Source organism: Arthrobacter sp. HLT1-20, assembly GCF_054510895.1.
On record NZ_JBTNDR010000010.1, the window covers coordinates 33780 to 47862 of the forward strand.

At 63.0% G+C, this 14083-nt stretch carries 11 protein-coding genes and 1 tRNA gene; 1 reads left to right on the forward strand and 11 read right to left on the reverse strand.

Annotation, left to right across the window (positions count from 1 at the left end; translation table 11 throughout):
* Positions 1-7: 7 nt before the first annotated feature.
* From prmC to ACX80Q_RS07630, 9 genes are all read right to left on the reverse strand, one after another.
* Positions 8-871 carry a peptide chain release factor N(5)-glutamine methyltransferase gene (gene prmC / locus ACX80Q_RS07590; RefSeq protein WP_459329923.1) on the reverse strand — a complete coding sequence of 288 codons (864 nt, stop codon included), beginning with the start codon at positions 869-871 and terminating at the stop codon, positions 8-10.
* Positions 861-1937: a peptide chain release factor 1 gene (prfA, locus tag ACX80Q_RS07595; RefSeq protein ID WP_459329924.1), complete on the reverse strand. Its 1077-nt coding sequence runs from the start codon at positions 1935-1937 to the stop codon at positions 861-863. Before prfA ends, prmC begins: the two co-directional genes overlap by 11 nt.
* Positions 1938-2091: 154 nt before the next feature.
* Entirely contained in the window at positions 2092-4227 is a 2136-nt protein-coding gene (rho, locus tag ACX80Q_RS07600; protein WP_459329925.1) for a transcription termination factor Rho, read from the reverse strand.
* Positions 4228-4558: 331 nt separating this feature from the next.
* Positions 4559-5533: a homoserine kinase gene (thrB, locus tag ACX80Q_RS07605; protein WP_459329926.1), complete on the reverse strand. Its 975-nt coding sequence runs from the start codon at positions 5531-5533 to the stop codon at positions 4559-4561.
* Positions 5534-5560: 27 nt separating this feature from the next.
* On the reverse strand, positions 5561-6664 hold the full coding sequence (gene thrC / locus ACX80Q_RS07610) for a threonine synthase (protein ID WP_459329927.1): 1104 nt from the start codon (positions 6662-6664) through the stop codon (positions 5561-5563).
* Complete coding sequence (locus ACX80Q_RS07615) at positions 6664-7962, reverse strand: homoserine dehydrogenase (RefSeq protein ID WP_459329981.1); 1299 nt, start codon at positions 7960-7962, stop codon at positions 6664-6666. Before ACX80Q_RS07615 ends, thrC begins: the two co-directional genes overlap by 1 nt.
* Before the next feature lie 49 nt (positions 7963-8011).
* Positions 8012-9478 carry a diaminopimelate decarboxylase gene (gene lysA, locus ACX80Q_RS07620; RefSeq protein ID WP_459329928.1) on the reverse strand — a complete coding sequence of 489 codons (1467 nt, stop codon included), beginning with the start codon at positions 9476-9478 and terminating at the stop codon, positions 8012-8014.
* Positions 9479-9481: 3 nt separating this feature from the next.
* Positions 9482-11134: an arginine--tRNA ligase gene (argS, locus tag ACX80Q_RS07625; RefSeq protein WP_459329929.1), complete on the reverse strand. Its 1653-nt coding sequence runs from the start codon at positions 11132-11134 to the stop codon at positions 9482-9484.
* A gap of 77 nt (positions 11135-11211) precedes the next feature.
* A complete protein-coding gene (locus ACX80Q_RS07630) occupies positions 11212-12489 on the reverse strand; it encodes an MFS transporter (RefSeq protein WP_459329930.1) in 1278 nt (425 codons plus the stop codon).
* A gap of 174 nt (positions 12490-12663) precedes the next feature.
* On the opposite strand from ACX80Q_RS07630, the gene ACX80Q_RS07635 reads away from it, so the two are divergent.
* Positions 12664-12736: transfer RNA gene (locus ACX80Q_RS07635), tRNA-Arg, on the forward strand.
* Between the two features lie 145 nt (positions 12737-12881).
* Here the strand turns inward: ACX80Q_RS07635 and ACX80Q_RS07640 are convergent.
* Together ACX80Q_RS07640 and ACX80Q_RS07645 are read right to left on the reverse strand one after the other, a co-directional pair.
* A complete protein-coding gene (locus tag ACX80Q_RS07640; protein WP_459329931.1) occupies positions 12882-13208 on the reverse strand; it encodes a hypothetical protein in 327 nt (108 codons plus the stop codon).
* 336 nt (positions 13209-13544) lie between these two features.
* Complete coding sequence (locus ACX80Q_RS07645) at positions 13545-14054, reverse strand: VOC family protein (RefSeq protein ID WP_459329932.1); 510 nt, start codon at positions 14052-14054, stop codon at positions 13545-13547.
* Positions 14055-14083: the final 29 nt, after the last annotated feature.

Sequence of the window (14083 nt, forward strand, 5' to 3'; positions counted from 1 at the left end):
CAACAATCTAGCGGCGGTAGCCGCTGGTTGCCCTGTCCCGCCCGGTCAGATCCAGGTGCGTGCGCACATTGACCCAATGTCCGCTTTGCTCAAACAGCTCCGCCATGTGTTCGGCTTGCACCTCTGCATGCTCCATGACGAAGAAGCCGCCCGGGCGCAAAAGGCGCGCCGCCGTGGCCAGGGCCGCCGTGGGCATTTCCATGCCGTCCGATCCCCCGCCGTACAGCGCCATGTGCGGATCGTGCAGCCGCACTTCAAGATCCCGCGGAATGGCATCGGCTGGAATGTACGGGGGGTTTGACACCACCACGTCCACTGTTCCGTCCAGCTCGCCCAGTGCATCACGCATGTCACCGTGGACCAGCGTTGCCCCACTTTTGGCCAGGTTTTTCGCTGCCCACGGGTAGGCGTCATCGCTGAGTTCCACGGCGTAAACACGGGTGCCGGCAACCTCTGTTGCCATGGCGCCGGCAATGGCACCGGAGCCAGTGCCAAGGTCCACGGCAAGCAGTTCTGCCGCATCACCGCGTTCTTGGCGCAGTTGTGCCAAAACATCAATGGCCAGCTGAACCACGGATTCGGTCTCCGGCCGCGGCACGAAGACGCCCTTGCCGACGGCCAGTTCAAGGTGCCTGAAGTAGGCCACGCCCGTGATGTGCTGCAGTGGTTCGCGGGCGGCACGCCGCGCCACCAACTCCGCGTAGCCCACAGGTGCTACAGCCGTGCCAAATAACATGGCGGCCACTTCACCGCGGCTCACGCCAAGAAGATGCGCAGCCATAAGCTGGGCATCCACCGCAGGTGAGGGCACGCCAGCTGCTGCAAGGGCCTTCGTGGCACTTGCAACAGCATCGGAAAGGCTACTGGTCACCCAGCGCATCCAAACGGGCTTGCTCATCCATCACGATGGCCGACTGGACAACGGCTTCCAGGTCGCCGTTCATGACGGCGTCAAGGTTATAGGCCTTGTAGCCGGTGCGGTGGTCTGCAATCCGGTTTTCCGGGTAGTTGTACGTGCGGATGCGCTCGGAGCGGTCCATGGTGCGGATCTGCGACTTGCGCACGGCCGAGTTCTCGGCGTCGATGATGGCCTGCTGGTGGGCCAGGATGCGGGCACGCAGCACGCGCATGCCGGCCTCACGGTTCTGCAGCTGGGACTTCTCATTCTGCATGGCCACCACAATGCCCGTGGGCAAGTGGGTGATGCGCACGGCGGAGTCGGTGGTGTTGACCGACTGCCCACCGGGGCCGGAGGACCGGTAGACGTCAATCTTGAGGTCGTTCTGGTTGATGTCCACTTCCTCGGGCTCATCAACTTCCGGCAGCACCAAGACACCTGCGGCCGAGGTGTGGATGCGTCCCTGGGACTCGGTGGCCGGCACGCGCTGCACGCGGTGCACGCCGCCCTCAAACTTCAGGCGGGCAAAAACACCCTCGGCGGGATCGTTGGAACGGCCCTTGACGGCGATGGAAATATCCTTGTAGCCGCCAAGATCCGAATGGGTAGCGGAGATAACTTCGGTCTTCCAGCCACGGTTTTCGGCGTAGCGTGTGTACATGCGCACCAGGTCGGCGGCGAACAGCGCCGCTTCATCGCCGCCTTCGCCGGCCTTGACCTCCAGGATCACATCGCGGGCGTCGTCCGGATCGCGTGGGATCAACAGGCGGCGCAGCTTCTCCTGGGCAGCTGCCAGCTGCGCTTCCAGAACCGGCACCTCAGCAGCAAACTCGGCGTCTTCGGCAGCCATTTCCTTGGCAGCTTCGAGGTCATCGCTGATTGATTCAACCTGGTTGTAGCCCTCCACCACATTGCTCAGTTCCGCATAGCGGCGGCCGAGTTTGCGTGCCAGCGACTGATCGGCATGCACCTCGGGCTCGCTGAGACGCATCTGCAACTCGGCATGCTCATCCAGCAACCCATGGATTGATTCAAACATTTCAAAACCTCTCTCGACGTACGTCAAGTCTAATAACTTCAAGAAGGACCGCAGCCGGTGCCGTCACGGAAAGCTGTTAACGCACTAATCCGCCCGAAGCAGTGAAGGAGCCTATGCGGGCCCCTTCACTGCGAAGGCGGATCAGTGTGACTAGCTATTTGTCTTGTTCGGCCTTGGAGCCCAGGGTTGTCTTCTGGATCTGCATGAGGAACTCAACGTTGGAGCCTGTTTCACGGATCTTGGAGGTGAGCAGTTCAAGGGACTGCTGCATTTCCAAGCCGGAGAGCACGCGGCGTAGGCGCCACATGATCTTGACCTCTTCCGGGGAGAGCAGGTTCTCCTCGCGGCGTGTACCGGAAGCATTGACATCGACGGCCGGGAAGATGCGCTTGTCAGCCAGCTGGCGGGACAGGCGGAGCTCCATGTTGCCGGTGCCCTTGAACTCCTCGAAGATGACCTCATCAGCCTTGGAACCGGTTTCCACCAGTGCCGTGGCCAGGATGGTCAGCGAGCCGCCGTTTTCGATGTTGCGGGCAGCACCGAAGAAACGCTTGGGCGGGTACAGTGCGGCTGAATCCACACCACCGGAGAGGATGCGTCCGGAGGACGGGGCGGAGTTGTTGTAGGCACGGCCCAAACGGGTCATGGAGTCCAGCAGGACAACAACGTCCATGCCCATTTCCACGAGGCGCTTGGCGCGCTCAATGGAGAGCTCGGCAACCTGGGTGTGGTCATCGGCGGGACGGTCGAAGGTGGAGGCAATGACCTCACCCTTGACGGTGCGCTGCATGTCGGTGACTTCTTCAGGGCGTTCGTCAACAAGAACCATCATGAGGTGAACCTCAGGATTGTTGATGGTGATGGCGTTGGCAATGGACTGCAGGATCAGGGTCTTGCCAGCCTTGGGCGGGGACACGATCAAGCCGCGCTGGCCCTTGCCGATCGGAGCAACCAGGTCGATGACGCGGGGCCCGATCTTCTTGGGATCGGTTTCCAGGCGCAGACGCTCGGAGGGGTACAGCGGAACCAGCTTGGAGAACTCAACACGGTCCTTGAGTTCGTCCGGGTTCTTGCCGTTGACGCTGGTGACGCGCACCAAGGCGTTGAACTTCTGGCGGGCGGTCTGGGCCTGGCTGCGGTCTTCGCCTTCGCGCGGTGCACGGATGGCACCAACCACTGCATCGCCCTTGCGCAGGTTGTACTTCTTGACCTGTGAGAGGGAGACATAAACATCGTTGGAGCCGGGCAGGTAGCCGGAGGTGCGCACAAAGGCGTAGTTTTCCAGGATGTCCAAGATGCCCGCTACGGGCAGCAGCACGTCATCTTCGGTGACCTCGGTGTCGTCAAAGTCGGGGCCGGCGTTGCGGCCGCGGCGGCGCTCGTTGCGGTCACGGAAACGGTCGTTGCGATCATTACGGTCGTTGCGGCTGTTGCTGCCACTGCGATCGTTGTTGCCGTTGCGATCGTTGCGCTCGGAGGACTCGTTGACGTTGCGGTCACGGCGGTTGCGGCGGTTGCGGTTGTTGCGCGAGCCGTCTTCGTCGTCGTTGTTCGTGCTGACATTGCGATCGCCGGCAGCGCGTTCACCGGTGTTGCGCTCGGTGACATTGCGCTCACCGGCGTTGCGCTGATTGCGCTGGTTGCGATCGTTGTTGTTGCGCTGGTTGCGCTGGTTGCCGTCAGCGTTCTCGCTGGCCGGCTCAGCTTGTGTGGCCTCGCTGGCCTCGGCAGGAGCGGATTCGACGGCGGCCGGAGCCTCGTTTGCAGCGTCCTGCTGGCGTCCGCCGCCTTGTGCACGGCGGTTGCGGGTGCGCGTGGGGCGGCGGTTTTCGCCATCGTTCTCGGCAGCGGCAGGAGCAGCAGCCTCGGCCGGCTCCGCTGCGGCCGGGGCAACTACGGCAGCGTCGGCGCTGGTGGTGATGATGCCGTCGCTGCTGGCAGCGCGGCGGGTGCGGCCACGGCCACGGGCGGGGCGCTCAGGCGCATCCCCTGCGGCAGCGATGGGCTCGGCCACGGGCTCAGCGGCCTTGACCGGCGTGGACTCGGCGGGAGCCTTGGCGCCCCGGCTCTGGCGGTCGGCTACGGATGAGCCGCGCTGGTGTGCCGAAATGGCTTCAACAAGATCGCCCTTGCGCATCCTGGAACCGCCGGTGATGCCTAACTGTCCAGCCAAAACCTGCAATTGGGCAAGCTTCAGTCCAGCCAGTCCCGCGGACTTGGCAGGTGCATTGGTTGTGGTGTCCGCATCAGCAGCTGTGGGAGCAGCGGCTGAAGTAATGGTTTCGGTCACGAAGGATCCTTCCCCCTCGATGGCGGGCCCAATTATTGGGGCCGCGATGATTAGTGTCAGATTCCTCTGTTGTTGCCGCACAGGCTCACAGGGAAAATCTGAGGTTCCATTCCGTTTCCCCACAAAACATTGGGGGTGAAATGGAATGGTGAAATTCACTCTTTGAATCAAATCTCAAATGGTGTGACTCTCTGGATCGCTACGGCGGCTGCCGAAAGCTCAATCCAGCAGGCACCGCGCAAGATAACGCGGGCCGCAAGAGCGGCATCAAAGGCCAATAAACATACTTCATTTCCGCAACTGCCCATTAAAAGCAGCTTGAGGAAGGTGTTTATAAGCTGGGATGCACTTCCACTTTAGCACCTTCAAGGTCCACCTGCAGCCGAAGAACGCGCCAAGACACGCCGGAAATTGCGGGCACGGAGGCGCTTGAACCCAATTCGTTGATCCGGCGCACTATCAACTCAGCTTCTGCAACACCATTGGCAAGTGTCATAACAGTTGGCCCGGCACCTGAAATGAAGGCTGCGTGGCCCTCCTCGCGCAACTGCGCCACCAAAGCCGCACTGCCGGGCATGGCTTGGGCACGGTAGTCCTGGTGCAGATAGTCCCGTGTGCCGGCCAGCAGAAACTGCGGCTCGGCGCTCAAGGCGTGCATCAGCAACGCAGCCCGGCCCGAGTTGGCCGCGGCATCGGCATGCGGCACGGCTCCCGGCAGCATGCCGCGGGCGCGTTCTGTTTTCAATTCCACGTCGGGAATGGCGGCCACGGGAATGACCCGGGCGTCCGGGGTGACCTTGGCGCTGGCGAAGCCGGCACCCTCCTGCCAGGAAACAGCCACGGCACCATAAATGGCCGGCGCCACATTGTCCGGGTGGCCTTCAAGCTCGGACGCCAACTGTAAAACCCAGGCAGTGTCCTGCTGGTCCGCCGGGGCAACCAGGGCGTTGGCCGCCATGATGGCTGCCACAATGGCCGACGCCGAGGAGCCCAGGCCGCGGCCGTGTGGGAGCACATTGCTCGCCGCAACACGCAATCCCCCACGGCAGTAACCCAGACGCGCCCAGACAAGATCCAGGGTCTTGACCACCAGGTGGCTGGCATCCCGAGGGAGCTCCGCAACCCCTTCCCCGCTCAGTTCAAACTCCAGCTCCGGCGTCTCCAACACAGTGATGCTCAGGGTGTCATAGAGCGAAACAGCCAGGCCCAGGGAATCAAAGCCGGGGCCAAGATTCGCGCTGGTGCCGGGGACACGCACAGTGGCTGTGGCCCCTGCTGCGGGTGTTTTCAAAAGCGGGGAAGTCATGGTGAGCCCTGTCATGATGGTGTGCTGCTAGTCCGTCAGGCCCAGTGCGTTGGCCACTGTGACTACGTCAAAGGCCACTGAAGTGGGTGTGACGGAACTGCCGTCGGCATTCTTCAGGGCCCAGTCGGGATCCTTCAAGCCATGGCCGGTCACGGTGATGACAAACGTCTTTCCCGTGGGAACCTGGCCAGCTGCGTGCTTCTTGATCAAGCCTGCGACGCCTGCTGCCGAACCCGGTTCAACGAAGACGCCTTCCTTGGCGGAGAGCCAGCGGTGGGCTGCAAGGATTTCCTCATCCGTGACAGCCTCGATGAGTCCGCCGGACTCGTCGCGGGCCGCGATCGCCATGTCCCAGGAGGCCGGGTTGCCGATGCGGATCGCGGTGGCAATGGTGTCCGGCTCGGTGATGGGGTGGCCGGCAACGAAAGGTGCCGCGCCAGCCGCCTGGAAGCCCCACATGATGGGGGTGTGGGTGGAGACGGCAGGCAGTGTGCCGTTTTCCGCTGACTCGTAGGGAGCACAGTACTCCCGGTAGCCCCGCCAGTAGGCGCTAATGTTGCCGGCGTTACCCACGGGCAGCACGTGGTAGTCCGGGGCGTCGCCCAGGGCGTCAACCACTTCAAAGGCACCAGTCTTCTGGCCCTCAATGCGGGCAGGGTTGACCGAGTTCACCAGGAATACGGGGTAGGAGTCGGCCAGCTTGCGGGCCACGTCCAGGCAGTTGTCGAAGTTGCCGTCAACCTGCAAGATGGTGGCACCGTGGGCGACAGCCTGGCTGAGCTTGCCCATGGAAATCTTGCCCTCGGGCACCAGCACAGCGCAGGTTAGCCCTGCGGCCTTGGCATAGGCTGCTGCCGACGCCGAGGTGTTGCCGGTGGAGGCGCACACCACTGCTTTGGCACCGGCGGCAACAGCTGCCGTCATGGCCATGGTCATGCCGCGGTCCTTGAAGGAGCCGGTGGGGTTCATGCCCTCGACCTTCAGGTAAACCGTGGAACCGGTCAGCTCCGAAAGATGCGTAGCGAACACCAACGGTGTGCCACCTTCACCCAAGGTGATGATCTTGGTCTCTGCCGTGACCGGCAAACGCTCTGCATATTCGCGGACTACTCCGCGCCACTGGTGAGCCATTAGACTCCCTCCACCCTCAAGACACTCGTTACGGAATTAATGATGTCAAGACCCCTGATGGCCTCAACAGTTGCTGCCAGGGCAGCCTCGCTGGCACGGTGCGTGACAATGCGCAGCTCAGCCGAGCCGGGCCCGTCTTGGCCATTGCCTTCGCTGTGCACAGTCTGTCGCATGGTCTCAATGGAGACACCGTTCTGCGCAAAGAGTGCCGAAATCTTGGCCAGCACGCCCGGCTGGTCCGCCGCATCCAAGCCAATGTAGTACTGCGTGGTGACGGCGTCGATGGGGAGCACGGGCAGCACCTCAATGGTGGATTCGGTGCGGCCGGGGCCACCCAGAACCATGCGGCGTGCAGCCGAGACAACGTCACCCATGACTGCGGACGCCGTGGGTGATCCGCCGGCGCCGCGGCCATAGAACATCAATTCACCGGCCGATTCCGCCTCCACAAAAACAGCGTTGAAGGCTCCGCGCACGGCGCCCAGCGGGTGTTCGCGGGGAATCAAGGTGGGGTGCACGCGCACGCTGACGCCGCCGCCAAGCTTCTCGGCGATCGCCAACAGCTTGATAACATAGCCGGCGTCCTTGGCCGACGCGATGTCAGCCGCTGTCACTTCGGTGATGCCCTGGCAATCCACATCTTCCAGCGCAAAGCGGGTGTGGAACGCCAGCGAGGCCAAAATGGCTCCCTTGGCGGCCGCGTCGTGACCCTCAATGTCGGCTGTGGGGTCTGCTTCGGCGTAGCCCAGGCGGGTTGCCTCGGCCAAGGCATCTGCAAACTGGGCGCCGGTGGAATCCATGGCGTCGAGGATGTAGTTGGTGGTGCCGTTGACAATGCCCATGATGCGGGTGATCTTGTCCCCGGCCAGGCTGTCATTGATGGGGCGCAGAATGGGAATGGCCCCGGCCACGGCCGCCTCGAAGGAAAGCTGGACGCCTGCGGCGTCGGCCTTCTCATACAAGGTGGGGCCATCCACTGCCAATAGCGCCTTGTTGCCCGTGACAACCGCCGCACCGTGCTCAATCGCTTCCAGGATCAGCGTACGGGCCGGCTCCAGGCCGCCCATGAGCTCAATGACAATGTCTGCTCCGCGCACCAGCGCCGAGGCGTCGGTGGTGAAAAGCTCACGGGGCAGCTCAACTTCACGCGGCGCATCAACGTTGCGCACGGCAATGCCCGCCAACTCCAAACGGGCGCCTGTGCGGGCGGCCAGGGCGTCGGCGTCGTCCAACAGAATGCGGGCCACTTGCGAGCCCACATTCCCGGCTCCAAGGAGCGCCACTTTCAGGGTCTTGATATTGGCGGACACATCAGTGTCCGCAGTGTTGCGCTCAGTCAAAGTCTCTCTAGGCCCCTAAATCGCGTGCCAGCAAATCAGCTTCGGTTTCGCCCCGCACAATCAAGCGTGCGGTGCCGTTTTTTACGGCAACTACGGGCGGACGGGGCACATAGTTATAGTTGCTGGCCAATGCCCAGCAGTACGCGCCCGTTCCGGGAACTGCAAGCAAATCCCCGGCCGCCACGTCATTGGGCAGATATACATCTCTAACAACAATGTCACCACTCTCGCAATGTTTGCCCACTACTCGGGACAAAGCGGGAGCCTGCGTGGAGGCCCGGTTGGCCACCACGGCGGAATAATCCGCGTCATAGAGCACCGGACGGGCGTTGTCGCTCATGCCGCCATCCACCGAAACATAGCGGCGCGGCGCCGTCACATCGTCCTGCCCGTCCACCTCAACCTGCACGGTTTTCAGCGTGCCGGTTTCATACAACGTGAAGGTGGTGCTGCCAACGATGGCACGGCCGGGCTCAATGGACAGGCGCGGGCAGTCCATGCCCAGCTCAGCACACGTATCCCGGACGACGGCGGCCATTGCCGCAGCAACTTCGGCTGCCGGGCGCGGGGTGTCCACCGCTGTGTAGGCGATGCCGTAGCCGCCACCCAAGTCCAGCTCTGGCAGCGTGATGCTGTACTTGTTCTGGATCTCGTTGGTGAAGGCCAGCAGCTTGCGGGCGGCAATTTCAAAGCCCTCGGCCTCAAAGATCTGCGAGCCGATGTGGGCGTGGAAGCCCAGGAAGTTAATGCTCTCCGACTCCACGGCAAGCTTCGCGGCCGCCTCGGCGGCACTCATGCCGGGCGCCTCGGGGTCCTCGGCAATGAAGCTCAGGCCGAACTTCTGGTCCTCGTGGGCCGTGGCAATGGATTCGTGGGTGTGCGCGTGCACGCCGGGGGTCAGGCGCAAAATGACGTTGGCCTTCACCCCGCGGGCTGCCGCAATGTCCGACACGCGCTTGAGCTCATGCAGGCTGTCGACAATAATGCGGCCCAGGCCCATGTCCAGGGCGCGGTTGATCTCGGCGCTGGACTTGTTGTTGCCGTGCAACCCCAAGTTTTCGCCCTTCAACCCGGCGCGCTTGGCCACCGCCAGTTCGCCACCGGAGCAAGTGTCCAGGCGCAGGCCCTCGGAGTCAACCCAGCGGGCCACCTCGGTGCTCAGGAACGCCTTGCCCGCGTAGTAGACGTCCACGCCGCCACAAATGTCCGCAAACGCTTCATCGAAGGCGTCCTTGAACGTCCGCGCCCTGGCGCGGAAGTCGTCCTCGCTCATGACGAACAAGGGAGTGCCAAACTGGGCCTTGAGCTCGCTCACCGGGATGCCGCTGATGGTGACTTCCCCGCCTGGTCCGCGTTCGACGTCGTGCGCCCACATCGCCGGCACAAGCTCATTGACGTCACCGGCGGCGGGCAGCCACGCCGGGGCCAGCTCGGCGCCGGCAATCTGCTGTGTTGACGACGTTGTGTCGGTCACTATTTACATCCGTTCCGGAGCTGAGACACCCAACAGGGAGAGGCCGTTGGCGAGAACCTGGCCCACGGCGTCGTTGAGCCAGAGGCGGGTGCGGTTCACATCGGTGATGGCTTCCTCGCCCATAGGGGTCACGCGGCAGGCGTCGTACCAGCGGTGGTAGGCGCCGGCAATGACTTCCAGGTGGCGGGCCACGCGGTGCGGTTCGCGGAAGGCTGCGGCCTGGGCCAGCACGCCCGGGTACTGGCCCAGCACGGCCAGCAGCTCGGACTCCGTGGCGTGGGTCAGCGCTGCGGCGTCGAAGGTGGTGCGCTCCACGCCGGCGGCTGCGGCGTTGCGGCCCACGGCGCAGGTGCGGGCGTGGGCGTACTGGACGTAGAACACGGGGTTCTCGTTGGACTTCTTGGTCAGCACATCCAGGTCAATATCAATGTTGGAGTCGGAGGAGAAACGGGCCAGCGAGTAGCGGGCGGCGTCCGTGCCCACAACCTCCACGAGGTCTTCCATGGTGACAACCGTGCCGGCGCGCTTGGACATGCGAACGGGCTTGCCGTCCTGGACCAGGTTCACCATCTGGCCGATCAAGACCTCGACGCGGTTGGCGTCATCGCCCATGGCGGCGGCCGCTGCCTTCAGGCGGGCCACGTAGCCGTGGTGGTCGGCACCGAGCATGTAGATGCACAGGTCAAAGCCGCGGTCGCGCTTGTTCTTGAAGTAGGCGATGTCGCCGGCAATGTAGGCGGCGTTGCCGTCGCTCTTGATGACCACGCGGTCCTTGTCGTCACCGTAGTCGGTGGAGTTCAACCACCATGCACCGTCCTTGAGGTACATGTTGCCGGAGCCCTTGAGCTGGTCGAGGAGTTTCTCCACGGCGCCGTCCTCGAACAAGGAATTCTCGTGGAAGTAGACATCAAAGTCCACACCAAACTCGTGCAGGGACGCACGGATGGCTGCGAACATGAGCTCAACACCCTGGGCGCGAAACTCTTCCTGTGGGTCCTCTGAGTCAAGAATGCCGGGGTTTTTCGCCATGACGTCCTTGGCGATGTCCTCAATGTAGGCTCCGCCGTAGCCGTCTTCCGGGGCGGCCTCGCCCTTGGCGCTGGCCAGCAGGGAGCGGGCAAACTTGTCAATCTGGTTGCCGTGGTCATTGAAGTAGTACTCACGGGTGACATCTGCGCCCTGGGACTGGAAAATGCGGGCCAGGGAGTCCCCCACGGCCGCCCAGCGGGTGCCCCCCAAGTGGATGGGGCCGGTGGGGTTGGCGGAGACAAATTCCAGGTTGATCTTGGTGCCGGCCATGGCCGAGTTCGTGCCGAAGCTTTCACCGGCGTCAACGATCGCCTTGGCCAGTTCACCCGCGGCGGCAGCATCTAAAATGATGTTCAGGAAGCCAGGGCCGGCAATGTCCACCTTGGAAACGCCGGGGATTTGCGCCAAGCGGGTGCTGAGGACTTCGGCAATTTTTCGCGGCGGCACGCCGGCCGGCTTGGCCAGCTGAAGGGCAATGTTGGTGGCCCAGTCGCCGTGCTCACGGCTCTTGGGCCGGTCCACCTTGACTTCCGTGGGCAGGGCCTCGACGGGTACGGTGAGTTCACCGGCGTCGACGGCATCTTTTAGGCAGGTGGTAATGGCGGCAGAAAGTTCTTCAGGAGTCACACCCCTAAGTGTACGGTTCTAGCCGTTCCCTCCCCCAATCCGGCCTCCGACCACCCACATTGTGGCTCCCGGAACTACTATGACGTCACGGGGCTGGGCGTGAAGTCGTCCTCGAGCATCTTGGGGCGGCAGATGATCCACGCCCCGAAACCCAGCAGTATCAAGGTGGCAAAGAGGAAGATGAACGGCACCGTCCAGGAGCCCGTCCACTGATGGAGCAGCCCAAAGAACAGCGGCCCCGTGCAGGCAAAGGTGTAACCCATGCCCTGGCTGAACCCGGAGAGCGCCCCGGCACCAATCTGGGTTCTGGTGCGGTGGTTGATCAGCAGCAGCGACAGCGGGAACGTTCCCGGGCCCAAGCCGGCCAGTGACACCCAAATCCAGGTGCCCGACGCCGGCGACAGCAGCAGGCCCAGATACCCGGCAACGAAGCAGCCCAGCATGATGAGCACCGCCGGGAAGGGATTGTGCATCTTGGCGGCGATGAGTGGAATGGCAAGGCTCAGCGGCAGGCCCAGGGCCGCAAAGAGGGCCAGCATGGACCCGGCCTGGCCCCTGTCCAGGCCGGCCTCGGTCAGGATGGACGGCAGCCAGGCGAACATGGCGTAGGTGTTCAATGAGGTGCACCCGAACATGAGAGTCAGCCCCCACGCAGTGGGTGAACGCCACAGGTTCATTTTCGTGGCCTTGGCAGCCGAGGACGCCCCTGAGGCTGACTGGATCACCAAATCCGCCTGGGCAGCCACGGCGGCGGGCGGGCTGGCAGGGGTTGCCGGGTTCGCCGCAGTCCGCGGGGAAATCATGGCAACCAGCCACGGGATCAGGGCGATGGTGCTGATCCCGGCCCATGCGGCGAGGGACAGCTGCCAGTTGGTGGCGTCGGCGATGGGGACGGCGAGTTGCGCCGGAATGGCCGTGCCGAGAGACAGCGCTGTCACGTAGAGGGCTGTCATGAGGCCCACCTTGGCGGGGAAATACTTCTTGACCAGCGGCGGCAGGAGCACATTGCCGGCGCCCAGGCCGCCAAAGGCAATCACGGAAAATACCAAAAACAGTGAGGTGTTGGGTGCCAGGACCCGGGCAATCTGGCCCACGATCCCCACCAGGATGGACAGGACAATGAGCTTTTCCAAGGAGGCCCAGCGGATTACATAAGGGGTCAGGAAGCCGAAGAGCCCGAATGCCGCCGTGGGCAGCATGCCCAGGATGCCGATGGTGGCGGCGCTGAGCGGGAGGTCGTTGTTGATGCTGGAAATCAGGGGCGGCACCACTGTCACTGCGGATCGCAGCGTCAGCGCCGTCAGCACAATGGCCGTAGCGACGATCCATGCCGAGGGCCGCACTTTTCCTACCATGTGTTCACCATTGCCCCAACGTTACTCCGCAGTTGTTGGCCCCGACAGTGTTTTCCAGCCGGCCACTGGATGATGTCTGCCACGTGTTGAACTGTGAGGTGTCCCCGGTTTTACATTGGGCGCCCTGAACCTGCTAAGCTCTTTCTCGTTCCCATTGGCAGCCACGGTTGCCACGCCTTCGTAGCTCAGGGGATAGAGCGTCGGTTTCCGGTACCGTAGGTCGGGGGTTCGAATCCCTCCGAGGGCACACAAATGATGTCGCCAGGCATCGTTCCCACATCATGGGGAACAAAGGTAACACCCCGGTCTTCGGACCGGGGTGTTTCCTTTTGCCGTTGCAGCCACGCTGGCGTTTCACCTGCCACAGAACGCGGCAGTGATGCCCGGCCCATCTAGCTTGACGGGCCTCCGACGCAGCCGTTCGCGATGAAGTTCCCGGCTCCGGGCCACCAGTTCAGGCCATCGAAGTGGCCACTGGAGTTGGGCAGGGCCCAGTCAAAGGGCGGGATGACGTCTTCGAGATCCTGGTGGTTCTGGTGTCCCCTGACGACGGCGAGCTCGTCCGTGGTGATGACCACGAACGGGTTGCTTTCGCTTCCCGTTGCATGGCAGTAGGTGACCTTGTGATCCGGCGGCGGTGAGGCAGTTGCAGATGCGGCACCGCCCACCAAGAGAAGACCGGCTACGGCGCCGGCGGCCAACAGTTTCTTCATGTCCATGACTCCTTAATATCTCGCTGAACTCTTTTCCATCTCAACGGACCGTAGGTCTTCGACCGTCTTGGTCCGTGCATTCTGGCCGGGACATTCAGTGAATCAAGATCCATCGTGCGACGAGTGAGGCATTGTGCACCCCAGCTTCCACCGTCTCCACCGTCCAGTCAATCGGGCACGGGCATTCCTGTGAATACCAGCACACCTCTGTGTGCTGTCTGAAGACTAAGCCTCCGCCACGGCGGATGACTCGAGTGGTCAGTACTCGATATTTGAAGCCCGCACACCAAGGCGTGGTACCTGAGTAGCCAGAACGCCATGGCCCGCCACATTCTGGGCCTGCTATTGCGACGCCGCCCAATCGGCAACCCGCTGCGCACTTTCAGCCTCGGACAGGTCCTGAACCCGGGTCATGATGGACCATCTGACACCGAAGGGGTCCCTGATGCTGGCGTAGCGGTCGCCGGAGACAAAGTTGGTGACAGGCTCCCGGATTATGGCACCGGCCTGCTGCGCCTGGGCCACCACGGCGTCAACATCCTGACAGTAGAAGCCCACCGAATAGCAGTCACTGTCCCCTGCCGGGGCCGGAACCAGGTGGTAGCTGGGGCTCGGTTCGCCAATCTGCAGGCGGCCCTGGCCAAAGTCGAGCTCGGCGTGCACCACCACGCCGTCGAACTCGGTGACACCCAGCAAGCGGGCGCCAAACACTTTTTCATAGAATGCGAGCGCTTCCTTGGCACCCGGGATGGCCAGGAACGGCGTCAGGGATGTGAAACCGTGCGGGATCCCGTGGTTGGTGAATTCGCCGTCGGCTGCTGTGGTCAGTTCGGTACTCTTGTTCTCAGTCATGAAAGAAAGACTACTCAGGGCAGCCGCCG

Bases quoted from the DNA above. Each gene is read 5' to 3' on its own strand.
- prfA (WP_459329924.1), bottom strand. From the start codon at position 1,937: ATGTTTGAATCAATCCATGGGTTGCTGGATGAGCATGCCGAGTTGCAG.
- thrB (WP_459329926.1), bottom strand. From the start codon at position 5,533: ATGACTTCCCCGCTTTTGAAAACACCCGCAGCAGGGGCCACAGCCACT.
- thrC (WP_459329927.1), bottom strand. From the start codon at position 6,664: ATGGCTCACCAGTGGCGCGGAGTAGTCCGCGAATATGCAGAGCGTTTG.
- ACX80Q_RS07630 (WP_459329930.1), bottom strand. From the start codon at position 12,489: ATGGTAGGAAAAGTGCGGCCCTCGGCATGGATCGTCGCTACGGCCATT.
- ACX80Q_RS07640 (WP_459329931.1), bottom strand. From the start codon at position 13,208: ATGGACATGAAGAAACTGTTGGCCGCCGGCGCCGTAGCCGGTCTTCTC.
- ACX80Q_RS07645 (WP_459329932.1), bottom strand. From the start codon at position 14,054: ATGACTGAGAACAAGAGTACCGAACTGACCACAGCAGCCGACGGCGAA.